Source organism: Kribbella sp. NPDC002412, from assembly GCF_053592935.1.
On record NZ_JBSFBL010000088.1, the window covers coordinates 1 to 21,816 of the forward strand.

20 protein-coding genes are annotated in these 21,816 nt (G+C 70.1%); 10 read left to right on the forward strand and 10 right to left on the reverse strand.

Translation table 11 applies throughout. The features are described from left to right. Window positions 1–754: 754 nt before the first annotated feature. Window positions 755–1,687 carry a zinc-binding dehydrogenase gene (locus ACWCOV_RS38775; protein ID WP_449834390.1) on the forward strand — a complete coding sequence of 311 codons (933 nt, stop codon included), beginning with the start codon at window positions 755–757 and terminating at the stop codon, window positions 1,685–1,687. 4 nt (window positions 1,688–1,691) lie between these two features. Here the strand turns inward: ACWCOV_RS38775 and ACWCOV_RS38780 are convergent, their stop codons facing one another. The 3 genes from ACWCOV_RS38780 to ACWCOV_RS38790 form a co-directional block, all read right to left on the reverse strand. Further along, complete coding sequence (locus ACWCOV_RS38780; RefSeq protein WP_449834372.1) at window positions 1,692–2,294, reverse strand: formylglycine-generating enzyme family protein; 603 nt, start codon at window positions 2,292–2,294, stop codon at window positions 1,692–1,694. Window positions 2,295–2,303: 9 nt separating this feature from the next. Beyond that, a complete protein-coding gene (locus ACWCOV_RS38785; protein WP_449834373.1) occupies window positions 2,304–3,761 on the reverse strand; it encodes an ArnT family glycosyltransferase in 1,458 nt (485 codons plus the stop codon). Between the two features lie 180 nt (window positions 3,762–3,941). Beyond that, on the reverse strand, window positions 3,942–4,658 hold the full coding sequence (locus tag ACWCOV_RS38790) for an SDR family NAD(P)-dependent oxidoreductase (RefSeq protein WP_449834374.1): 717 nt from the start codon (window positions 4,656–4,658) through the stop codon (window positions 3,942–3,944). 71 nt (window positions 4,659–4,729) lie between these two features. Between ACWCOV_RS38790 and ACWCOV_RS38795 the strand changes: the two genes are divergently transcribed. The 4 genes from ACWCOV_RS38795 (at window position 4,730) to ACWCOV_RS38810 (ending at window position 9,880) form a co-directional block, all read left to right on the forward strand. Further along, entirely contained in the window at window positions 4,730–5,836 is a 1,107-nt protein-coding gene (locus ACWCOV_RS38795; protein ID WP_449834375.1) for a GntR family transcriptional regulator, read from the forward strand. A gap of 55 nt (window positions 5,837–5,891) precedes the next feature. Beyond that, window positions 5,892–7,463, forward strand: coding sequence for a sensor histidine kinase (locus ACWCOV_RS38800; protein ID WP_449834376.1), 1,572 nt, complete (start codon window positions 5,892–5,894; stop codon window positions 7,461–7,463). 4 nt (window positions 7,464–7,467) lie between these two features. Beyond that, entirely contained in the window at window positions 7,468–8,133 is a 666-nt protein-coding gene (locus ACWCOV_RS38805; RefSeq protein ID WP_449834377.1) for a response regulator, read from the forward strand. A gap of 148 nt (window positions 8,134–8,281) precedes the next feature. Then, on the forward strand, window positions 8,282–9,880 hold the full coding sequence (locus ACWCOV_RS38810; RefSeq protein ID WP_449834378.1) for a MinD/ParA family ATP-binding protein: 1,599 nt from the start codon (window positions 8,282–8,284) through the stop codon (window positions 9,878–9,880). Between the two features lie 50 nt (window positions 9,881–9,930). On the opposite strand, the gene ACWCOV_RS38815 is transcribed toward ACWCOV_RS38810, so the two are convergent. Genes ACWCOV_RS38815 through ACWCOV_RS38825 form a run of 3 tightly spaced genes read right to left on the reverse strand, consistent with a single transcriptional unit; the run spans window position 9,931 to window position 12,274 of the window. Continuing rightward, on the reverse strand, window positions 9,931–10,725 hold the full coding sequence (locus ACWCOV_RS38815; RefSeq protein ID WP_449834379.1) for an ABC transporter permease: 795 nt from the start codon (window positions 10,723–10,725) through the stop codon (window positions 9,931–9,933). Continuing rightward, window positions 10,722–11,366 carry a DedA family protein gene (locus ACWCOV_RS38820; RefSeq protein WP_449834380.1) on the reverse strand — a complete coding sequence of 215 codons (645 nt, stop codon included), beginning with the start codon at window positions 11,364–11,366 and terminating at the stop codon, window positions 10,722–10,724. Before ACWCOV_RS38820 ends, ACWCOV_RS38815 begins: the two co-directional genes overlap by 4 nt. Further along, the gene (locus ACWCOV_RS38825; RefSeq protein WP_449834381.1) at window positions 11,363–12,274 is read right to left on the reverse strand and encodes an ABC transporter ATP-binding protein; all 912 of its coding nucleotides are present in this window, start codon (window positions 12,272–12,274) and stop codon (window positions 11,363–11,365) included. The genes ACWCOV_RS38820 and ACWCOV_RS38825 overlap by 4 nt, the downstream gene beginning before the upstream one ends. 211 nt (window positions 12,275–12,485) lie before the next feature. On the opposite strand from ACWCOV_RS38825, the gene thrS reads away from it, so the two are divergent. Next, window positions 12,486–14,507, forward strand: coding sequence for a threonine--tRNA ligase (gene thrS / locus ACWCOV_RS38830; RefSeq protein WP_449834382.1), 2,022 nt, complete (start codon window positions 12,486–12,488; stop codon window positions 14,505–14,507). A 98-nt stretch (window positions 14,508–14,605) separates the two neighbouring features. After that, a complete protein-coding gene (locus tag ACWCOV_RS38835) occupies window positions 14,606–15,106 on the forward strand; it encodes an HIT family protein (RefSeq protein ID WP_449834391.1) in 501 nt (166 codons plus the stop codon). Between the two features lie 48 nt (window positions 15,107–15,154). Here ACWCOV_RS38835 and ACWCOV_RS38840 read toward each other — a convergent pair whose 3' ends face one another. Together ACWCOV_RS38840 and ACWCOV_RS38845 are read right to left on the reverse strand one after the other, a co-directional pair. Next, window positions 15,155–16,099, reverse strand: a complete 945-nt coding sequence (locus tag ACWCOV_RS38840) for a hypothetical protein (RefSeq protein ID WP_449834383.1) — start codon at window positions 16,097–16,099, stop codon at window positions 15,155–15,157. Between the two features lie 162 nt (window positions 16,100–16,261). Then, window positions 16,262–17,203, reverse strand: coding sequence for a hypothetical protein (locus ACWCOV_RS38845; protein ID WP_449834384.1), 942 nt, complete (start codon window positions 17,201–17,203; stop codon window positions 16,262–16,264). Between the two features lie 143 nt (window positions 17,204–17,346). Between ACWCOV_RS38845 and pgsA the strand changes: the two genes are divergently transcribed. Genes pgsA through ACWCOV_RS38860 form a run of 3 tightly spaced genes read left to right on the forward strand, consistent with a single transcriptional unit; the run spans window position 17,347 to window position 19,991 of the window. Next, complete coding sequence (pgsA, locus tag ACWCOV_RS38850; protein ID WP_449834385.1) at window positions 17,347–18,018, forward strand: phosphatidylinositol phosphate synthase; 672 nt, start codon at window positions 17,347–17,349, stop codon at window positions 18,016–18,018. Window positions 18,019–18,022: 4 nt separating this feature from the next. Next, complete coding sequence (locus tag ACWCOV_RS38855) at window positions 18,023–18,883, forward strand: phosphatidylinositol mannoside acyltransferase (RefSeq protein ID WP_449834386.1); 861 nt, start codon at window positions 18,023–18,025, stop codon at window positions 18,881–18,883. 10 nt (window positions 18,884–18,893) lie between these two features. Further along, window positions 18,894–19,991, forward strand: coding sequence for a glycosyltransferase family 4 protein (locus ACWCOV_RS38860; RefSeq protein ID WP_449834387.1), 1,098 nt, complete (start codon window positions 18,894–18,896; stop codon window positions 19,989–19,991). Here the strand turns inward: ACWCOV_RS38860 and surE are convergent. Then, window positions 19,984–20,763: a 5'/3'-nucleotidase SurE gene (surE, locus tag ACWCOV_RS38865; protein ID WP_449834388.1), complete on the reverse strand. Its 780-nt coding sequence runs from the start codon at window positions 20,761–20,763 to the stop codon at window positions 19,984–19,986. The two genes, ACWCOV_RS38860 and surE, sit on opposite strands and share 8 nt — an antisense overlap. Beyond that, the gene (locus ACWCOV_RS38870; RefSeq protein ID WP_449834389.1) at window positions 20,760–21,683 is read right to left on the reverse strand and encodes a 1-phosphofructokinase family hexose kinase; all 924 of its coding nucleotides are present in this window, start codon (window positions 21,681–21,683) and stop codon (window positions 20,760–20,762) included. The genes surE and ACWCOV_RS38870 overlap by 4 nt, the downstream gene beginning before the upstream one ends. Window positions 21,684–21,816: the final 133 nt, after the last annotated feature.

Here is a 21,816-nt window from a genome sequence, read left to right on the forward strand (position 1 = left end):
CGTCTCGGCCGGCAGCCGGTCGAGCCGGGCCAGCACGAGTCGCCGCGTTGCTCGCGTGTCCGCGGAACGCGCGGACCGGGTCGCCTTCGTCGTGTTGTGCGGCTGCGCTTCGCTTGCCGCGAGCGGGGGCTCCGCCACCCGCACCCCCTTGGGCCTTCGCTTCGCTCGGCTGCGTGGGTTGGCTCCGGCGGTCGGCGGAACGGGCGTGGGTTGGCTCCGGCGGTCGGCGGAACGGGTATGGGTTGGCTCCGGCGGTCGGCGGAACGGGTATGGGTTGGCTCCGGCGGTCGGGTGACGGGCATGGGCTGGCCGTTGCGGTCGGCTGACCGGCTCGGGCTGATCGCCGATGCTTGCTGACCGGCGTGCCGCTGGTCGCCGCCGACCGCTGACCGACATGGATCGCCGCGGTCGGCTGACCGGGTCGGGTTGCTTGCCGTTGTCGAGTGGGTGGCGCGGGTTGCGCGCCGCGGTCGGGGCTGGCGTGGGTTGATCGTCGTGGCGGCTGAATGGAACTGGCGTGCTCGCCGTGCCTGAGTGAGCGGGTTGGGATGGTCCTGGGCGGGCGGGTGTCGGGCTTGGGTTGGTTGACGGCGTGGGCTGTGAGCGTGTGTTGCTGCCGCGGTCGGGTTCGGGGTGTGGGATTTCGGGTGGGTGGGGGTGGGGTTGTGTGATGATGGTCGAAGTTTGATGAGGATCGAAGGAAGGGGTTGGGGTGCGGGTTTTGGTGGTTGAGGAGTTGGTGGGGGCCGGGGGGATGCGGGTTGTGGGGGATGGGGTGGTTCCGCGGGCTGGGCGTGGGGAAGTGTTGGTTCGGGTGGGGGCTGCAGGGGTGAATTTTGCGGATGTGATGCAGGCTCGGGGGACGTATGACGGCGGGCCTGAAGTGCCTTATGTGGGTGGGTTCGAGGCGGCGGGGGAGGTTGTTGCTCTCGGCGACGGGGTTGATGGTGTGGCTGTGGGGGAGCGGGTGATCGGGACTGGGTCTGGGGCGTTCGCGGAGTACATGGTGATGGGCGCCGGCAGCCTGGCGCGGGTGCCGGCCGGGTGGCGGGATGAGCAGGCGCTGGGGTTGGTGCTGAATTGGGCGACGGCGTTGGCGGCGTTGCGGCCGTTGGGTCGGTTGGTGGCTGGGCAGACGGTGTTGGTGCACGCGGCGGCCGGGGCGGTGGGGCAGGCGGCGATTCGGCTGGCGAAGCATTACGGGGCGACGGTGATCGGTACGGCGTCGGCCGAGAAGCATGACGTCGTACGGCGGCTTGGAGCCGACGAGGTGATCGACTACCGGGCCGCGGACATCGTGAGAGAGGTACGGCGGCTGACGGGCGGCCGGGGAGTCGACGTCGTACTGGAGTCGGTGGGTGGGGAGACGTTCGGCAAGAGTCTCGAGGTGGCCAAGCGGGTGACGGGGAAGGTCATCGTGTACGGCGTTGCCGGGGGTGAGGCTTCGGTCAGCAACTGGGAGCTGAACTTCAAGCACCAGGTGCACGTGATCGGGCTGCACATCGGGGTGCTGGGTCAGCATGCGCCGGAGATGTTCGCCGAGTTGATGGCGGAGCTGGACCGGCTGATCGAGATCGGGGTCTACCCGCCGGGGGAGCCGACGGTGTACGACCTGGCGGATGGGCCGAAGGTGCTGGCCGAGCTGGAAGCGCGGGCAACCGTCGGCAAGCTTGCACTCAAGCCCTAGGAACCTAGCGGGATTGGGCCAGGCGAAGGCCTAGGTCCTCGATGGCGAAGGTGGGGTGGGAGCGGCGGCGAACCGTGGAGCCGAGCGAGCGGGAGGTGTCTGCGAAGCCGCCGCCTCGGAAGATGCGGTAGGAGCCGTAGGTGTCTGGGTCGTAGAGGTCCCAGCACCATTCCCAGACGTTGCCCAGCATGTCGTGGAGACCCCAGGCGTTCGGTTGCTTCCGGCCGGCGGGCTGGACGCGGCCCGAGGAGTTGTCGGCGTACCAGGCGATGTCGTCGAGCTCGCCGTAGCGGTAGGCCGGGGTGCCGGCGGTGCAGGCGTGTTGCCACTCGGCCTCGGTTGGCAGGCGGTAGCCGTCGGAATCTCTGTCCCACAGGACCTCCGAGCCGTCGATCCGGTAGGCCGGGGACAGGCCGAAGTCGGCGGAGAGCTCGTTGCACAGGGCAATCGCGTCGTGCCAGCTGACGTTGGTGAGGGGTACGTCGCCCTCGCCGACGACCGGGAGGCGCGCCAGGCGGAAGGCGGCCAGCTCGACCTGCCATTGGGTGCCGAGGCGGTCGTCTCGGAGGGTGATGGCGCCGGCCGGGATGTCGGCCATGGAAAGCATTCGAGCACCCTAGTAGTAGCGCCGGAGCTTCGGCCACAGAGTTGACCAGGGCTCGGCGGGACCGGCGCACCGCACCAGCGCGGCGCCGTCCTCGTCGTTCGAGACGATGTTGCCGATCCGGCCGACCTCCGAGCAGTCGCGGAAGTGCGCCTCGTACGCCGGTGATCGCTCGAGCTCGACCAGCAACACGGGCCCGGTCTGCGTGTCGGTCGGCCGTTCCCAGTCGGCGAAGCTCATGTGACCCGAGTACACCGTCGGCAACCCCAGCGATGGACCGTAGCGACGCAGCGCACCGGCCTCGCCGTAGTTGCCGGTGAAGATCGTGGCTGTCGAGCGTTGTTCAGCCGGGATCTGATCCCATTGCTCGGCCACAGCGGCGGCCATTTCGGGCCAGCCGATCTGCTCGCCCTGCTCCTTGTTCACCGGGATCACGAAGTCGACCGCCGACGCCGGCACCACCGGCAACGTGAACAAGGCCGACGTCACCGCCGTGAGCGCCAGCCCGACCGCCACAACCCCGCGCGACCACGAGGCAACCCGCTCAGCCCCGGCGGCGACGAGCACGAGCAGCAACGGCAACGCGTAGTACGACTTCCCACCCACGGCGAGTACGACGACGCACAACAACGGATACGCCAACGCGACAGACCTCGCCCAAGGCATCCGCCACAGCCGCCGGAATCCGACCACCCAAACCGGGATCAAGAACGGCGACAGCTGCAAGAGCTGCAGCGGGATGAACATGATCCGGTTCTCGGTGCCGTCGTCCTCGCTGATGCCGCCGGCCACGGTGAGCTGCGGCCAGTCGTGCTGGAACTGCCAGAGCACATTGGGCAGCGCCACCAGCCCCGCAACCGCGACACCGGCGAGCAGCCACCACGACCGCAGCACACTCCGTGGACCGACGATCAGCAAAGCCACCAGCAACGCCCCGACCGGCAGCACCACCAGATACTTGTTCTCCAGTGCGATGCCCGCAGTCAGACCAAGCGCAAGCCACCAGCGCCCGTCTTCCGTCCGCAACAGCTTCACCGCGAACAAGCAGATCAACATCCACGCCAGCAGGTCGTACGTCGCGGTCGACACCAGATGCCCGACACCCAGCACGAAACCCGACACCGCCGCACACACCGCGGCCAGCACCTGCCCACGCCGCTCGCTCCCGAACTCCCGCGCGATCAACGCCACCACGACGACCGTGGCCGCACACGCCAGCGTCGACACCACCCGAAGCCCCATCGGCGTGTTCCCGAACACCGACGACGAGACCCGCGCCAGCAACGGGGTGAGCGGCGGCTGGTCGACATACCCCCAGGCGAGCTTCTGGCCGGCCACCAGGAAGTACAGCTCGTCCCGGTGGTACCCGTACCGCCCTGACAGGGCTGTGAGCACAACCCCGACGACGGCGGCGACGGACACCACGGGAACGGCTGCGAAGGCGGGCACCGAAGGCCGGGTGGCGGTCATGCGGGAATGTTGTCAGCCCGCAGCCGCCCGGACCAGGAATTAACCAGGAACCGAAGCGGACTTTCACCCGCCAGTTGACGAACGATCTGCGCCCGATCCACTCCTCGTCGTGCGCCGACCGCCTCGCAGATCACCGGCGCGAGCCCCCTCGTGAAGACGCTCCGCAGCAGCTTCCGGGTCTCAGTTGAGGAAGAAGGGCCGTTCGGCGCGGTCCAGCAGGAGAACGCGGCCGATCAGGGTGTCGTCCTGGACGAAGCGGATGACCGCATCGGTGAGGTCTTGGAGCGGCACGAGCTCGGGCCCGCGCTCGTCCTCGGGAAGCTCCGAGCGCTCCCGGATACCGCGCTCGGTCCCGACCCAGTCGGGCACCACGCAGTTGACGCGGACCCCGTGGCTGTCCGACAGCGGAGCGAGCACTGCGGTCAGCCGGATCAGCGCGGCCTTGGCGGCGCTGTACTCCGGTGAGACATGTGGCCCGAATCCCACGCCTGCGGTCGATCCGACGTTTACGATCGCGCCACCGCCGGCCCGTTGCATGCCGGGCAGAGCGAGCTGCGTGGTCAGCATCGGCGCCCGTAGGTTCAGGTCGAGCGACGCCGACCAGCGCTCGACCGTGGCCTCCGGAAAGCAGGGCCGCAACGACGGACCGCCGCCGGCGTTGTTGACCAGGATCTGTGGTTGACATGCCATCAGGTCCGCGACCGCACGGTCGTCGCGCATGTCGACCTCGACGAACCGCGCCGCGGCGCCGATCGAGGCGCACGTCGCCAGCCCGCCGTCGGTGTCGATGTCGGCGACGACCACCGAGGCGCCCTCCGCCGCCAGTCGTTGCGCGATCGCCCGGCCGATCCCTACCGCGGCTCCGGTGACGACCGCGAGTTTCCCGTCGATTCGCATGCCCGACCACCTCCAGGTGACGTGGCAACCCACGCTGCCACCAGCCACCGACAATGCGACATGATGTTGGTATGCCAACCGGACAAACCGGCTTGCTCTACCAGCAGCTGAGCACCCATGTCCTGGAGCAGATCCGCCGCGGCGCGCTGCGGCCCGGCGACCGGGTGCCGTCGGAGATGGAGCTCGCGACCCAGTTCGAGGTCAGCCGGATCACGTCGAAACGGGCGCTCGAGGTACTGCGGGAGGCCGGCCTGGTCGAGCGGATCCGCGGCCGCGGCACGTTCGTGGTGCGCGACCTGCCCGACCTGACCGGAGTCACCGTCCCGCTCAAGGGCCGCGTGCCCCGGCCGAAGCACCAGGCCCGCTCGGTCGCGTTCGTCGTACCCGATATGTCCGAGGCCTACGGGCTGGACCTGCTGAACGCGATCGAGGAGCGCTGCGCGGAGTACGGCGCTCATCTCGTCGTACGGCGGACGCACGGCCGGCAGTCCGACGAGGAGAAGGCAGTGGACTCGCTGGTGGCGACCGGTGAGGTGGACGGGCTGATCGTCTTCCCGGTGCACGGCGACTACTACAACGCCAGCCTGCTGCGGCAGGTGCTGGACGGGTACCCGGTGGTGCTCGTCGACCGGCACCTGTCCGGCATCCCGGTCGCCGCGGTGCACACCGACAACGTGGCTGCCTCGCGGGCGTTGACGTCCCGGCTGCTGGATCGCGGCCACCGGCACATCGCGTTCGTCTCGCCGCCGCCGGTGAACACGTCGTCGATCGAGGAGCGCCTGGACGGCTTCCGGTCTGCGTTCGCCGGGCGCGGCCAGGCCTACGAGCTGACCGAGCTGCGCAGCACGCTGCCCGGGTCGACGACGACCGACAGCATCCGGGCGGACATCGACGTGATCCGCGCGTTCCGGAAGCGGTTGCCGCAGGTGACGGCGTACGTCGCGTGTGAGTACAACCTGGCGCGGATGGTCGACCGGGCGCTGCACGGCGAGCACGTGGTCGCCTGCTTCGACTCACCGGGGGACTCGATCGGCGGGCCGCCGTACCTGCACGTCCGGCAGGACCAGCGGGAGATGGGCCGGCGCGCGGTCGACCTGCTGATGGCCCAGCTGCGCGGCGAGGCCGTGCCGAACCTGTCGCTCGTCCCGTTCGAGCTCGTTGATGCCGAAGGCAACTGAAGACCTGACTTTCGGCAGTACGGCGCGATGGCGCCGACTGTGTAGCGTCGGGCGCGTGACGTGGCGGCGGTTGGGAGATGCCGGCCTGTGGGCCGTGCTGTGCTTCCTCGTGCTCGCGGAGAGCGGCGCCCGCGGCGACCCGTTCTGGTTCCAGGCGGTCTGCTTCGCGGTCCTGTTCGTCGGAGTGTTCCTCCGCCGGGTGCGACCGCTGCTCGCGTTCACCGTGGTGGCGTGGACGCAGATCGTGATCCTCGCGTTCGCCCTTGGTACGACGCACGGAGTCCAGATCGCGCTGGTCCCGGCGATCACGCTGCTGAGCTACCTGGCCGGGCGGCGGGAGACACAGCTCAAGCACTTCGTCCTGGTGTGCAGCTGGTCGCTGGCCGGACTGCTGGTGCTCAGCCTGGCTGTGCGCAGCGAGGAACAGGCGACAGAAGCGGTGCTGAGCTGGCTGGTGATGCTGCTGCTCGCCTTGCTGCTGGTCGTCCTGCCCTGGCTGATCGGGCGCTACCGGGCGCAGCAGGCGTTGCTCGCGTCGGCAGGCTGGGAGCGGGCCGAGCGAATCGAGCGCGAGCAGCGGATGGCGATCGACCAGGAACGGCTCCGGGAGCGGTCCAGGATCGCCCAGGACATGCACGACTCGGTCGGCCATGAGCTCAGCCTGATCGCGCTAAGGGCAGCCGCACTGGAGCTGGACCCATCGCTGCCCGACGAGCACCGCCGGGCCGCGTCCGAGCTGCGGGAGATGGCAGGTACGGCGACGGACCGGCTCGGAGACATCATCGGCGTACTGCGGGACACCGAGGCCCCACTGGTCCCACGGGACGAGGACGTGCCCACTCTGGTCGAGCGGGCGGCCGCGTCGGGCCTGTCGGTGCGGCTGATCCAGGAGGGCGATGCTGAGCTGTCGCCGATGGTGGATCGCGCAGTGCACCGCGTCGTACAGGAGTCGCTGACGAACGCGAGCAAGCACGCGCCCGGTGCGGCGGTGACGGTGACCGTGACGTCCGCGGCGGACGACGTACGCGTGCGGATCGTGGACACCGGCGCAGTGCGACCGGTGCCGGAGTCCGTCCCGTCCTCTGGCCGCGGTCTGGACGGGCTGCGGGAGCGGGTCCGGCTCGTGGGCGGCACGTTGAGTGCCGGGCCGCACCAGGGTGGATTCGAGGTCGTGGCCACGATGCCGCGCGCAGGGGGCCGACCGGAGCCGGAAGAGCCACCGGAGTCCGCGGCCGCCGCCGAACGGGCCACGGTACGGCGCAGTGTCCGGCGCGGCCTGATCACCGTCTTCGCGGCGCCACTGATCCTCGGTGCGGTGATCGGAGTGGTTGCCCTGGGCTATTACCTGATCACCGGCTACAGCTCGATCCTGCGACCAAGCGAGTACGACGCTCTGACCGTCGGCCAGCCGGAGCGTGAGGTGGAGAAGGTGCTGCCGGCGATGCAGATGATCGACCCGCCCGGTGAGGGCTACGACCCGCCGGCCGGCTGGACCTGCCGCTACTACCGCCCGGACGCGCCGTTCTCCATCACCTACGCCTACCGGCTCTGCTTCGCCGACGGCGTCCTGGTCGCGAAGGCGATGGTGCAGAGCGGCTCAGTGACTCCGACGACCGAGACAGGATGACTGCGTGATCAGGGTTCTGCTGGCTGACGACGAGGCGATGGTGCGGGCCGGCGTCCGGGCGATCCTCGGGACCGACGACGAGATCGAGGTGGTCGCCGAGGCGGCCGACGGCGCCGAGGCGATCGAAGCGGTACGGCGGCACCGGCCGGACGTCGCCGTACTCGACATCCGGATGCCGCGAATGGACGGGCTGGCCGCCGGCGCGGAGATCCGGCGCACGATGCCGGACACCGCGGTCGTGATCCTGACGACGTTCTCCGAGGACGCCTACATCGCCCGCGCGCTCGGCGACGGGGCCGGCGGTTTCCTGCTCAAGTCGGGCGATCCGCGCGAGCTCATCGCCGGCCTGAAAGCTGTCGCGGAAGGCGCCGCCTACCTGTCGCCGCGGGTGGCGCAGCGCGTGATCGCCGAGCTGAGCGCGGGATCGGGTGGGGGAGCGATGGCCCGGGCCGCGGCTGCCAAGGAGCAGGTCGCCGTACTCAGCCCGCGGGAGCTGGAAGTGCTCGGTCTGGTCGGTGCGGGCCTGTCCAACGCCGAGATCGCGCAGCGCCTCTACCTGGTCGAAGGCACGGTCAAGGCCTACGTCAGCGCCGTGCTGCTCCGCCTCGGCGTGAAGAACCGGGTCCAGGCCGCGATCGTCGCCTACGAGGCGGGTCTGGTGACCGGCTGATCCGGGGTGCCGACGCTCCGGGTGGTGACGCCCTGTGGACACCCGGTCATGGGATAGTGGTGCCTTCCCGGGGGCCTCACCCTCCGGAATCGATCCAGTAACCTCTGGGGCCCACTGGCCCCCTCTCACAGAATCGGGGATCCAGGTCGTGACCGACTCGCACAACTCCGGACAGCACAAGGACCGGGAAGCGGCGGCGGCCGAGGTCCGGAGAATGTGGCAACCGACCCCTTCCTGGACCCAGCCGGACCCGAACCAGGCGCCCCAGAGCGACCCCGAACCCGTGGAGAAGCCTGACGAGCAGCCCGACGCGCTGTCCGAGGACTTCCCAGGCGACTCGTGGTCCCGTCCGTCCGGTCAGGGCCAGTCAGCGCCCTGGGCCCAGCCGCCTGTCCCCTCGACGCCGCCCGCCCCCTCCTGGGCGCAGCCGGCCGCCGACTCGAGCAACTCGTGGACCCAGCCCGCGAGCGAGCCGAAGGAGTACGACGAGGAGGACCAAGCCGGCGCCGGTGCGCACGGCTCCGGCGCCGGGAGCGCGCTGGGCTCCGGCGCAGCCGGTGATGAAGGCGCTGGAGCTGGCGGTGCGCACAGCGCCGGAGGCGCCGGTGCTCAAGGCGCGGCCGCTGCCGGCGCCGCGAGTGCTGGTGCCGCGGGCGAGGCGTTCGGTGGCTCGGCTTTTCACGGCTCCGGTGCCGGCTTCAACAGCGGTCCGGCGGCCGCAGGCCCGGCGCAGGGTGGGCAGCAGCTGTCTCCGCAGGCCCAGCACTTCTTCCCGCAGGGCATCCCCGGTCAGCAGGCCCCGCAGCAGCGCGAGGTGTCGTACCGGACCGACGAGCTGATCCAGGCGCTGCCGCTGCCGCGGGAGGCTCCGGCGGAGCGCGGCGTGCGGAGTGTGCTCCGGCTGCGTCCCGGTAGCTCCGAGCGGCTGGAGCGGATCGCGCGTGCGACCGCTGCGACCGCCTTCCGGCGTCCGGTGACGATCGTGGTCGCCAACCCCAAGGGCGGTTCGGGCAAGACGCCGACCACGCTCCTGCTCGCCGGTGCGCTCGGCCAGGCCCGTGGCGGTGGCGTCGTGGCCTGGGACAACAACGAGCTGCGCGGCAACATGCACCTGCGCACGCACGACACGAACAGCCGGTCCACTGTGACGGACATGCTGCAGGCGATGCCGATGCTGACCCAGCCGGACGCCCGGCTCGGCGACGTGGCGGCGTACCTGCGGCACCAGGTGGCCGGTCAGTACGACGTGCTGACGTCTGCGACTACGACGTACGCGCAGATCGAGGCGAAGGACTTCGACCAGATCCACCGGTTGCTGAGCCGGTTCTACAAGGTCCTGGTGATCGACACCGGGAACAACGAGGGCTCCAGCAACTGGCGGGAGGCGATGAAGGCGGCCGACGCCCTGGTCATCCCGATCAAGTGGAAGAGCCTGTCCTGCGCGGCCGCCGTGCAGATGCTGGAGGAGCTGGACAACCAGGGCCCGGAGGCGCAGCGGCTGATCCGTCGTGCGGTGATCGCGGTGTCGAACGGTCCCGGCGACGTGAACAAGGAGGTCGAGAAGCAGCTCCGCCCGTACTTCGAGTCCCGTGCGGCCGCTGTGATCGACATCCCGACCGACATGCACATCGCGGCCGAGGGCCCGCTCGACCACTCCGCGCTGCAGCCGGCCACCCGCCGGGCAGCACTGGAGCTGGCGGCCAAGGTGTCCGAGCAGATCACCATCGCTCTGAACGTCCCGCGCTGACCCGACACGAAGTCGCCCAGACCGCCATGGTCTGGGCGACTTCGGTGTTTCTAGGCGTCGCGGCGGGTCAGGACTCGCGAGCCCACGACCAGCGCGGCTGCGGTCCAGGCGAGGAGGACCAGGACGCTGACAGTGGGGGACAGGGGGTCGGTGGTGCCGCTCAGGAAGTTCTGGCCGGCGCCACCGGGGAGCAGAGCGGCGATCCAGACCAGCACGCGCAGCCCGCTCTGGCCGAGCATCAGCGGTAGGACCATGAGCAGCAGGAAGGCAGCGGTCAGGGTGCCCGCCGTACTGCGGATCACCCAGGCGATCCCGGCGGCGAACAGACCGGCCGCCGTGAGGTAGAAGGCGACCGACAGCACGTCCGTCACGAGTGGCTGCAGCTCCCAGTCGGCCCAGGACCCTGCCATCACGCCTCCCGCGACAGCCGCGACCGTCGCGAGCAGGACCCCGTAGACGAACAACACCGGGGTCAGCACGACCGCCTTGGACAGTACGACGTTCCGCCGTACCGGAGTCCACTGGACGGTCGAGCGGATGCTGCCGGTCGCGTACTCCGAGGTGACTGTGAGCAGGGCGAACGCGGCGACGATCACCTGCAGGATCAGCGTGGCCGAGATGCCGAACCCGCCGACCGCCTCCGGGCCCACCACCCGCCCGGCCTCCGGGTGGTCGTTGTCGTACGCCGTACCCAGGCCGAACTGGAGGCCCAGCAGGGCCGCCAGCAGCAGAGCGGACCCGATGTTCAGCCAGCTCGACCGGACGGTCCAGAGCTTGGTCCATTCGGACCGTACCGCGTCGCTGAGGTGCGGCCTCGACTGGAGGGTGAGGGTTGCGGTGGTCATCGTTCGCCTGCTTCCACGAGTTCGGGCTCGACCTCAGCCTGAGGCTGACGCTTGCGGAGTTGGTGCCGGACGACCTCGACGATCAAGGTGAGCGCGAGGGCCAGGCCGATGCCGAGGATGACGCCCTTGAGCGGGTTGTCCTCGAAGGCCTTGCCGCCGATGTAGCCGACCAGCGCGCAGTACGTTCCCCAGCTGACGGCAGCGATTCCGGCGAAGAGGGAGAACTTGCGCAGCGGGTAGCGCACCGACCCCATCGTCAGCGTGACGGCGGTCCGGCCGCCGGGGACGTAGCGGGCGACCACCAGCACCAGCCCGCCGCGTTCGGCGAGCGATCGCTGCGCCCAGAGGGCCATGGCGTGGCGCTTGGTCCCTGGCTGCAGACGGTCCAGCAGCCGGCCGCCTGCGCCCCGCCCGAGCAAGTAGGAGAGGTGGTCACCGACGAAGGCGCCGGCTGCGGCGACCACGATGACGCCCCACAGGTTCGGCTCACCAGTGGCCGCGAAGACGCCGGCCGTGACGACCAGCGTCTCGCTCGGAACCGCCGGGAAGAACCCGTCCAGCGCTGCGAATCCCCACAGCGCCAGGTAGATCCACCACGACGACATCAGCTCCTCGGTGAAGTGCAGAATCGCGTCGCTCATGAAGCCACGCCGTACTGGACGCTGTCGGCGGTCAGCTCCATGTAGGCCTCTTCCAGCGAGGCATGCTCGGTGTGGAGCTCGTGCAGCCGGACACCGAGCTCATGCGCGAGATCACCGACCCGCTCCACGTGGACGCCGGTCAGGATCAGCCGGTCGTCCGCCGACTCGACCCGCTCGGCTTCAGCGGTGAGCTTGTCGCGCAGTACGACGAGGTCCGCACGATCCGGGACGCGTACGACTACGGTCGTACGCGACGACCCGGCGATCACCTCGGCCACCGGTGCGTCGGCGATCAGGCGGCCCTTGCCGATCACGACGAGCTGGTCGGCGGTCTGCTGCATCTCGCTCATCAGGTGGCTGGACACGAACACGGTCCGGCCCTCGGCCGCGAGTGAGCGCATCAGCCGGCGGACCCAGCGCACGCCGTCCGGGTCGAGCCCGTTCACCGGCTCGTCGAACATCAGCACCTCGGGGTCGCCCAGCAGGGCGCCCGCGATCCCGAGCCGCTGGCCCATGCCGAGCGAGAACTCGCCGGCCCGCTTCCGGGTGACCGAGTCGAGGCCGACGACCGACAGCACCTCGTCGACCCGGCTGACCGGGATGCCGTTGCTCTGCGCCATCGCGACCAGGTGGTTGCGTGCGCTCCGGCGCGGGTGCAGGGCCTTGGCGTCGAGCAGGGCGCCGACCTTGGCCAGTGGCTTGGGCCAGGCGGCGTACGGGCGGCCGTCGATCAGCGCGCTGCCGTCCGTCGGGGAGTCGAGGCCGAGGATCATCCGCATGGTGGTCGACTTGCCGGCGCCGTTCGGCCCGAGGAAGCCAGTCACCTGGCCGGGTGCGACGGTGAGGTCGAGCGAGTCCACGGCGGTGGTGTCGCCGTACCTCTTCGTGAGTCCTTCGAGCGTGATCACGCCGGGGGTCCCCTCCTGGTTCGAGTGATTGACTCGAACCTAGGAATTCGGGCACCCCTGCCACATCCGGCGGTCGGCTGGTCCGACCCCCTACTTTCGTCAGGTGTTCCCGGACCTGTGGATACGGCGTCGGGGCACGGTGCCGGAGTCGATACCATCTGTGCGTGAACGGCCCGCAGTTCCGCGGACCGTCGAGATCCGAGGAGTGAACGTGCCGGAAGTCAAGGTCCATCTGATCGGCGTCGAGGGCGAGGCTGAGCGGAGTGTGACCGAGACGACGACGATCGGGGAGCTGTTCGCCGGAATCTTCGGCCAGGACCGCTCCGCCATCGCCGCCCGCGTCAACGGTGAGCTGCGCGACCTGTCCCGGGTCGTCGCGGACGGTGACGAGATCGAGCCGGTCAAGGCCGGCTCCGAGGACGGCCGGGCGATCATCCGGCACTCCACCGCGCACGTGCTCGCGCAGGCGGTGCAGGAGCTGTTCCCGGAGGCCAAGCTGGGCATCGGCCCGCCGGTCGAGAACGGCTTCTACTACGACTTCGACGTACCCACCCCGTTCACGCCGGACGACCTGGGCAAGCTCGAGAAGAAGATGCAGCAGATCATCAAGGAGCGGCAGCGGTTCAGCCGCCGGGTGGTCTCCGACGACGACGCCCGCAGCGAGCTGGCCGCGGAGCCGTACAAGCTGGAGCTGATCGGCATCAAGGGCTCGGCGGCAGACGCGGCCGAGGGTGCGAGCGTCGAGGTCGGCAGCGGCGAGCTGACGATCTACGACAACATCCGGCGCGACGACTCGGTCGCCTGGAAGGACCTGTGCCGCGGCCCGCACGTGCCCGCGACCGGATACCTGGGCAACTTCAAGCTGATGCGGACCGCCGCGGCGTACTGGCGGGGGAGTGAGAAGAACCCGCAGCTGCAGCGGATCTACGGGACGGCGTGGGAGTCCCGCGACGAGCTCAAGGCGTACCTGACCCGCCTGGAGGAGGCCGCCAAGCGCGACCACCGCAAGCTGGGCACCGAGCTGGACCTGTTCAGCTTCCCCGACGAGATCGGCTCCGGCCTGGCGGTGTTCCACCCCAAGGGCGGGGTGCTGCGCAAGGTGATGGAGGACTACTCCCGCCAGCGGCATGTCGAGGACGGCTACGAGTTCGTCTACTCGCCGCACATCACCAAGGGCCAGCTGTTCGAGACCTCAGGCCACCTGGACTGGTACGCCGACGGCATGTACCCGCCCATGCACCTGGACGAGGAGCGCGGCGCGGACGGGCAGGTCCGCAAGCAGGGCCAGGACTACTACCTGAAGCCGATGAACTGCCCGATGCACAACCTGATCTTCGGCGCCCGCGGCCGGTCCTACCGGGAGCTCCCGCTGCGGCTGTTCGAGTTCGGCACCGTGTACCGGATGGAGAAGTCCGGCGTCGTGCACGGCATGACCCGGGCCCGCGGCTTCACCCAGGACGACGCGCACATCTACTGCACCCGCGAGCAGATGCGCGACGAGCTGCGCGCGCTGCTCACGTTCGTGCTCGGCCTGCTCGCCGACTACGGCCTGGACGACTTCTACCTCGAGCTGTCCACCAAGAACCCGGACAAGTTCGTCGGCTCCGACGAGGTCTGGGACGAAGCGACCGAGACGCTGCGGGAGGTGGCCGAGAGCTCCGGTCTCGAGCTGGTCCCGGACCCGGGCGGCGCGGCGTTCTACGGCCCGAAGATCTCGGTCCAGGCCAAGGACGCGATCGGCCGGACCTGGCAGATGTCGACGATCCAGCTGGACTTCAACCTGCCGGAGCGGTTCGAGCTGGAGTACACCGCGCCGGACGGCTCCCGGCAGCGGCCGGTGATGATCCACCGCGCGCTGTTCGGCTCGATCGAGCGGTTCGTCGCGGTCCTGACCGAGCACTACGCCGGCGCCTTCCCGCCCTGGCTGGCACCGGTCCAGGTGACCGGCATCCCGGTCACCGACGGGCATGTCGACTACCTGTACGACGTCGCCGCCAAGCTGAAGGCGCAGGGCATCCGGATCGAGGTGGACGCCTCCGACGACCGGATGCAGAAGAAGATCCGCAACGCGCAGAAGTCCAAGGTGCCGTACATGCTGATCGCCGGTGACGACGACATGGCCGCCGGCTCGGTCTCGTTCCGGTACCGGGACGGCTCGCAGAAGAACGGCGTGCCGATCGCGGACGCGATCAGCGAGATCGTCGAGGCAGTCGCGAAGCGCGTACAGGTATGACGGATACCCCCGACCAGCCGTCCGGCGCCGTACCGGAGTCGCCGTACGCGCCGGACGAGGTGGTGGCGCAGGAAGGCGTCGGGGTGCCGGATCCCTTCATGCGGCTGTGGACGCCGCACCGGATGGCCTACATCGAGGGTGAGAACAAGCCGACCAGCTCCGAGGCCGGCTCGGGCTGTCCCTTCTGCCGGCTGCCGGGCATGCCGGACACCGACGCGCTGATCGTGCACCGGGGTGCGACGGCGTACGTGGTGCTGAACCTGTACCCGTACAACCCCGGTCACCTGATGGTGGTGCCGTACCGGCACGTCGCGGACTACACCGAGCTGGCCGAGGACGAGGTCGCTGACGTCGCCAGGCTGACCCGTCAGGCGATGCACGCGATCCGGACGGTGTCGGGCGCCCAGGGGTTCAACATCGGGATGAACCAGGGCGAGATCGCCGGCGCCGGGATCGCCGCCCACCTGCACCAGCACGTCGTACCGCGGTGGTCGGGGGACACGAACTTCATGCCGGCCATCGCCCACACCAAGGTGCTGCCACAGCTCCTCCCGGACACCAGAGCCCTGCTGGCAAAGTCCTGGCCCAGCGAGCCCTAGACAAGGCAAACCGCCCCGCCTCGGAGTCGAGGCGGGGCGGTTGCTAGGTTACTCCCCGGCGAGGTGCGGGTCGGTGAACTTCTTCCAGTGGAAGTAGACCGGGTCGGTGAAGGACCCCGGCACCTTGCCGAGGCCCTTGATCGCCGTCGCGGTGCCGTTCGCGTGGCCGACGGAGTACAGGTACCCCGAGCCGCTGTCCTTGTCGATGGCCAGCAGCAGCGTGCCCGTACCGCACGGCGCCGCCACCAGCGACTCGAACCCCTGCCAGGTCGCGGGACGGACCTGCTTCACGACGCCCGGGATGAGGTGCCCACCGGCCAGCGGCAGCCGCGCGGTGTAGAGCTTCCCGCTGGTGAGCGTCATCAGGAAGGTGTCGTACGTCGGCGTCTGGCTGATCAGGGTCATCGCCTTCACGCCCTTGTAGCCGGACTGGTACCCGGTGATCTGCCGGGACGGAACGCCGTTCTTGTAGGTGACGTTCCGCCGGTAGATCGTGCCGTCGGTGTGCAGCGAGTACTCGGTGTCGCGCTGCTTCGTTGCGGTGACGTACGTGGACCGGTCGAGAGTGCGGTAGACCCCCCAGCCCGATCCGACCCGGGTGACCTGCTTCTGCGAGACGGTCCCGCCGCCGGCCGGCGTCAGGTAGCTCGTGTCGTACATCGTCGAGCCCATGATGACCGGGCCGCGGTGATCCTCGGCGCCGACCTCACTGGCGCCGTACCGGAAGGTCGCGCTCAGCCGCACCTGCCCGTCCGGGTAGATGTCCTTGGCAACGATCTTGTCGGCGACCTTCGCCCCCGTCGCCGAGAAGGTCTGCAAACGGTGGTCGCCGCCGGCGGTCACCGATCCAACGGAGACTTGGCAGGCCGCCGCCGCCACCTGGAAAGTTGTGCTGCTGCTCGGTTGTGCTGACGCCGGACTCGTCGCCAGCATCCCCGCACTGAGTACGCCCGCCGCCAGCAGACCGCCGCCGTACTTCGCCCATTTGGTCACTGTGGACCTCCCCCTCTTTCGGATTCGTCGGTGGTTGGATGCCGGTCTGCACCAGAAAGTTGCCGCCCGCAAAAATCGCCCCCGTCTCGGGGCGGAGAACCCGCTCATGCACCACCACCCCCAATGGCGGTGGCGATTGGATTGCGGTCTGGACCGGAAAGTTCAGCGCAGGAAGAGCGGTAGGAGCGGGTCTACAAGGCCGAGGAGGGTCTCGAGGGGGATCGCTCGGGCCGGGTTGGTGAGGCCGGTGACCCGGACGACGCGGCGGCCTTGGCGGAAGACCAGCTCGCCCTCGTCGGGCAGGTAGTAGCCGGGCTGGCCGATCGGGGCCAGCCGTGGCGGCGGCACGCGCTGCGCCTCTGGGATGGTCTCCTGGTCGAACGCCTCGACGATCGCCACCGTCGAGTCGAACGTGCCCCAGATGCACGTGAGCGCGCCGTTCACCCGGTAGTCCCGCCGCAGCTGGACGTGCGCCCCGACGAACTGCTCGGCCGCCGAGTTCGACACCTGGCACGCGGAGTCGGACTGCCGGGCGTTCCGAAGAGCCTTCGGTACGGCGTCCCGCGTGGCCGACGCGATCGCCACGGCCTTGGCCCGGTCGATGCCACCGGGAGCCGTGATCCGCACCGCGCGGTCCGTGGCCGGGAAGACGATCAGCGAGTCCGCGATCCGGGCGTCGGGGCCGAGCTCGGACAGCGGTTCGCGGGAGGCGGCGCCGCTGAGCAGCCGCTCGAGGGAGTCGGACTGGCGGGGGAGCGCGCTGACACCGATCGTCAGCGGCCGGCCGTCGACGACGAGCGTGCAGAGGTCGAGCGCGGGGAGGCCACCGTCGTTCCAGGCATTCGGCTTCGCGGTGACGGTGACGTTGAGTGACGCGGTCAGGGTGCGGGTGATCGTCGTACACACCTGAGGTCCGGGTGCGCCCGCCGTACCGTCGAGTCCTTCGGCCTGCGGCGGGGCGACCACGGTGGGTACGACGGCCGGCTGTGGTGACGGGCTGGGGAGCGGCGGCCGGGCGCCGTCGGCGTTGCGGGCGACCGAGCAGCCAGTGGCGGCGAGAGCGACGGCACAGGCGATGGCGCCCAGCTGTCGCGTCCGTCGCATGCCGGCCCACCTCCTCGCCCCACACGTGCTGCCACCAGCATCCCGCGAAACGGGTTCTCGCGCAGGTTCGTCACGCGGGTTCGGCCGCCGGTTGGGTGGTGTGTGACCGGATGGTGATCCGGCTCGACTACGATCGCGTCGCCATGCTTAACAGATTCCGGCAGTTCTGGACCAAGGTGATCACCCCGATCGCCAACCTCCTGCTCAAGCTCGGCGTGAGCGCCGACGTGGTCACGCTGGTGGGCACCATCGGGGTGTCCGCCGGTGCCCTCATCTTCTTCCCGCGCGGCCAGCTCTGGCTGGGCGTCGTGGTGATCACCTGCTTCGTGTTCTCCGACCTGATCGACGGCTACATGGCGCGGACGTCGGGGACCTCGTCGAAGTGGGGGTCGTACCTGGACTCCACGCTGGACCGGATCGGCGACGGCGCGGTGTTCGGCGGCCTGGTGATGTACTACGCCAACTCCCGCGAGGGTGACTCGACGCTGATGGCCGCGGTGACGCTGTGGGCCCTGGTGATGGGCGCGGTCACGTCGTACGCGCGGGCCAAGGCCGAGAGCCTCGGCCTGAAGGCGAGCGGCGGCCTGGCCGAGCGCGCCGACCGGCTGGTGTTCACGCTGGTCCTCGCGTTCTTCTCCGACGTGCTGAACCTCCCGATCCTGCTGCAGATCGTGATCTGGTACGTCGCCGCCGCGAGCACGATCACGGTGGTCCAGCGGTCGCTGTCGGTGCGCAGGCAGGTGCTGGCCGACCCCGCGAACGCCGGCCTGGACACCCCGCCGCCGCCACCGGCCGACCCGGACACCAAGAACTGACGTGATGGACGGCGTCCGGCACCGGGCCGTCGACCTGGCCTTCGCCATCGCGTGGACGCTCGTGCGCCGCCTGCCCGAGGGCGTCGTCACCTGGCTGTTCCAACGGGCCGCCGACCGGACCTTCCGCCGGAACGGGCGTGGGGTACGGCGGTTGCGCGGCAACCTGGCCGTGGTCAACCCGGACGCGGACCTCGACGCGCTGACCAAAGCCGGGCTGCGGTCGTACCTGCGCTACTGGCAGGAGGCGTTCCGGCTGCCCGAGTGGACCGACGAGGAGATCGTCGGCCGGGTCCGCACGGTCAACGAGAAGCTGCTCCGCGACGCCTACGCGGCCGGTCGCGGGGTGATCTGCGCCCTGCCGCACCTGGCGAACTACGACCACGCCGGCGCCTGGGCCGGATTGACCGGGATGCCGGTGTCGACGGTGGCCGAGCGGCTGCGGCCGGAGTCGCTGTTCGACCGCTTCATTGCCTACCGCAAGAAGCTCGGCATGGAGGTCCTCCCGCTCACCGGCGGCGACGAGGACGTCACCGGAATCCTCGCGGCGCGGTTGCGGGCCGGCGGGTTCGTCTGCCTGGTCGCCGACCGGGACCTGTCGGAGCGCGGCGTCCCGGTGACGTTCTTCGGCCGCCCGTCGCGGATGCCCGGCGGCCCGTCGGCGCTGAGCCTGCGGACCGGCGCGCCACTGATCCCGGCGACCCTGCACTACGACGGTCCGGATCTGGTGATCACGTTCCACGACACGATCGACCCGGACGGCGGCATCGCCGCGATGACCCAGCGCTGCGCCGACGCGTTCGCCAAGGGGATCGCCGCCCACCCGCAGGACTGGCACATGCTGCAGAGGATTTTCCTCGAGGAGTAAGAATCGTCCCGTGAGGATCGGTGTGGTGTGCCCGTACTCGCTGGGCACGCCCGGTGGGGTGCAGAACCACGTCCGGGACCTGGCCGAGGCGCTGCTTGCGGTCGGCCACGAGGTGTCCGTGCTTGCGCCCGTCGACGACACCGACTCGGCGCCGCCGTACGTCGTCTCGTCCGGCCGGGCGGTCGGGGTCCCGTACAACGGGTCCGTCGCGCGGGTCACCTTCGGCCCGCGGACCGCTGCCCGGGTGAAGAGCTGGCTGGCCGACGGGCACTTCGATGTCGTCCACGTGCACGAGCCGACCACGCCGAGCGCGTCGATCATCGCGCTGTGGTCGGCCGGCGGGCCGTTCGTCGCCACCTTCCACACCTGGCAGGTCCGGTCCCGCGCGATGAGCGCCGCGGCCGGGCTGCTGCGCCCGGCGCTGGAGAAGATCGACGCCCGGATCGCGGTCTCGGAGGCCGCGCGCTCGATGATGGTTCAGCACATCGGCGGCGAGGCGGTGGTGATCCCGAACGGCCTCTACACCGACCGCTTCCGGGGGACGCCGCGGCCGGAGTGGCAGGGCGCCGACGGCACGATCAGCTTCATCGGCCGGATGGACGAACCGCGCAAGGGGCTCGGCGTGCTGCTGAAGGCCGTGCCCGCCTTGGTTGCCGAACGCCCCGGTCTGAGGGTCCTCGTGGCCGGCACCGGCCAGGCGGACGAGGCGCGGCGGTCGCTGCCGGAGAGCTGTCGCGCCAACGTCGACTTCCTCGGCGCGGTCGACGACGCCGCCCGGGCCGACATGCTGACCGGCTCGGACCTCTACATCGCGCCGCATCTCGGCGGCGAGAGCTTCGGGATCGTCCTGCTCGAGGCGATGGCGGCCGGCGCGCCCGTGCTCGCCAGCGATCTGCCCGCGTTCCGGCAGGTGCTCGACGGTGGCCGAGTGGGGGAGTTGTTCGAACCAGGTGATGCCGACGAGCTCACCACCCGGGCTCTGCGCCTCCTCAGTACGCCGGACGAGCGCGACAAGCTCCGCGTCTCCGGGCTGAGCGCCGTACAGCGCTATGACTGGTCGGTGCTGCTGCCCGAGCTGCTGTCCGTGTACGAACTGGTCGCTAGGTGAGCTCTGCGACTGCGCGCACGGTGGTGAGCGTCGCGTAGCCGTCGGTGAGCAGGGCGAGGTCTGTGCCTTGGTCGGCGCGGGCCCGGTTCTCCTCGACCGACGTACGCACGAAGTCCTGACCGGCCTCGGCGACCGCCATCTGCACCTGACCAAAGGTGGCGAGGGTCGCGGTCTTCAGGCCCTTCACGGCGTCCGTCGGTCGGTCCGGCACGTTCAGGTTGAGCACGAAGCCGTCGGCCAGCTCCTCGAGCCTTGGAAGGAGCTCGCGGACGTAGTGCGCGGCGGCTGACCAGTTGTGCGCTTCGTCGCTGGCCTCGTCGAGCACCTTGAGCGCGTTTCCACCGCGATCGGCGCTCAGCGGGGAGAGCACGTCGAGCGACGCGGCCAGCGCAGGCATTCCGTACGCCGCCGCAGTGAAGGCGGCCCCGACCGTCCCGGAGTGCAGGATCGCCCGGCCGGCGTTGGCGCCGCGGTTGATCCCGGAGATCACCAGGTCGGGCGCTGGTCCGAAGGCGTCGAGAGTGGCCAGTACGACGATGTACGCCGGCGATGCGGCGACGCCGTACGCGGGGATGCCGTCGAAGTCGGTGCGGGTGATCGCAACCCGGCCGTCGTCGGTGTAGGCGCTCAGCGCCGCGCTCACGCCGCTGGCTTCCTCGGACGGCGCCGCGACGACGACGTCGAGACCGGCGTCGCGGGCCGCGCTTGCGAGGACGCGCAGGCCGGGGGAGGCGATGCCGTCGTCGTTGGTGATCAGGACCCGTTGACTCACGAGGACTCCAGCGGCTCGAGTTCGACCAGCTTGACCAGCTCGGCGATCGCGTCGGCGCGGCCGGAGCCGAGACCGTGCCGGGTGACGTTGAGGGTTCCGGCCGCGGCGCCCGTGCGGATGGCCTCCCGCATGTCGCCGCCGTGGGCCAGTACGGCGACCACCCCGGCCGTCATCGAGTCGCCGGCGCCCCGGTGGTCCCGCACGGTGAGCTCGGGCACGCGCACTCGGTACCCGTCGTCCTCGATGAGCGCGATCGCGGGCTTCTCGGCCCGGCTGACCACGACCGTCTCGGCGCCGCGGTCCTGCAGCCGTCGGGCGGCCTTGACGATCGACTGCTCGTCGTCTTTGTCCGCCAGGTCGTCGTCGTGCAGTTCCTCGTCGCTGATCTTGATGAAGTCCGCGCCCGCTTCGAGGACCGCGGTGAGGTGATCGCCGCACAGGTCGGCGGCGATCCGGGCGCCGTTCCGGCGGAGGTCGGTCGCGAGCCGGCTGTACGTGTCCGGCGGGACGAGCGACGGGTCGGCGGCTCCGCTCAGCACGCACAGGCCCGCCTTCAGGCCTTCGGACAGCGCCAGCGCGTAGAGGTCGTCGCCGTCGTGCCGGCCGAGCGGTGTGCCTGGGTTCTCGGCGATCACCTTGCGCTCGTCGCCCTGCCGGTCGTGGACGTACCATCCACTGTCCGCGTGCCGGCGGACCAGCTTCAGCTCCAGTCCCTCGGAGTCGATCTGCGAGATCAGCGCCCGGCCGACCTCGCCCTTCCCGATCACCGCGCAGAACGTCACCGGCACGCCGAGGGACGAGATCATCCGGGCCTGCCACAACCCCTGGCCGCCCGCGTGCAGGTGCAGTTCCGGCTCTTCTCCGTGCCGCTCCACCGTCACGGTGAGCTGCGGCATCGGGGCGAACACCATGACTCCCATGGGGCCCCGGTACCCAATTATCTCCGGCGTGAGCGGAACGTGTTCAACAGCCTGCTGCGGGTGTCGGCGGGCAGGGCGTCGGCCGGCAGGTCGGCCAGCGACGCGGTGGTGAGCTGCATCTGCTCCAAATAGC

Excerpts from the sequence above, each read along its gene's own strand:
- ACWCOV_RS38775 (WP_449834390.1), top strand. The coding sequence starts at position 755 with ATGCGGGTTGTGGGGGATGGGGTGGTTCCGCGGGCTGGGCGTGGGGAA.
- ACWCOV_RS38780 (WP_449834372.1), bottom strand. The coding sequence starts at position 2,294 with ATGCTTTCCATGGCCGACATCCCGGCCGGCGCCATCACCCTCCGAGAC.
- ACWCOV_RS38785 (WP_449834373.1), bottom strand. The coding sequence starts at position 3,761 with ATGACCGCCACCCGGCCTTCGGTGCCCGCCTTCGCAGCCGTTCCCGTG.
- ACWCOV_RS38790 (WP_449834374.1), bottom strand. The coding sequence starts at position 4,658 with ATGCGAATCGACGGGAAACTCGCGGTCGTCACCGGAGCCGCGGTAGGG.
- ACWCOV_RS38795 (WP_449834375.1), top strand. The coding sequence starts at position 4,730 with ATGCCAACCGGACAAACCGGCTTGCTCTACCAGCAGCTGAGCACCCAT.
- ACWCOV_RS38815 (WP_449834379.1), bottom strand. The coding sequence starts at position 10,725 with ATGACCACCGCAACCCTCACCCTCCAGTCGAGGCCGCACCTCAGCGAC.
- ACWCOV_RS38820 (WP_449834380.1), bottom strand. The coding sequence starts at position 11,366 with ATGAGCGACGCGATTCTGCACTTCACCGAGGAGCTGATGTCGTCGTGG.
- ACWCOV_RS38835 (WP_449834391.1), top strand. The coding sequence starts at position 14,606 with ATGCGGCTGTGGACGCCGCACCGGATGGCCTACATCGAGGGTGAGAAC.
- ACWCOV_RS38845 (WP_449834384.1), bottom strand. The coding sequence starts at position 17,203 with ATGCGACGGACGCGACAGCTGGGCGCCATCGCCTGTGCCGTCGCTCTC.
- pgsA (WP_449834385.1), top strand. The coding sequence starts at position 17,347 with ATGCTTAACAGATTCCGGCAGTTCTGGACCAAGGTGATCACCCCGATC.
- ACWCOV_RS38855 (WP_449834386.1), top strand. The coding sequence starts at position 18,023 with ATGGACGGCGTCCGGCACCGGGCCGTCGACCTGGCCTTCGCCATCGCG.
- ACWCOV_RS38870 (WP_449834389.1), bottom strand. The coding sequence starts at position 21,683 with ATGGGAGTCATGGTGTTCGCCCCGATGCCGCAGCTCACCGTGACGGTG.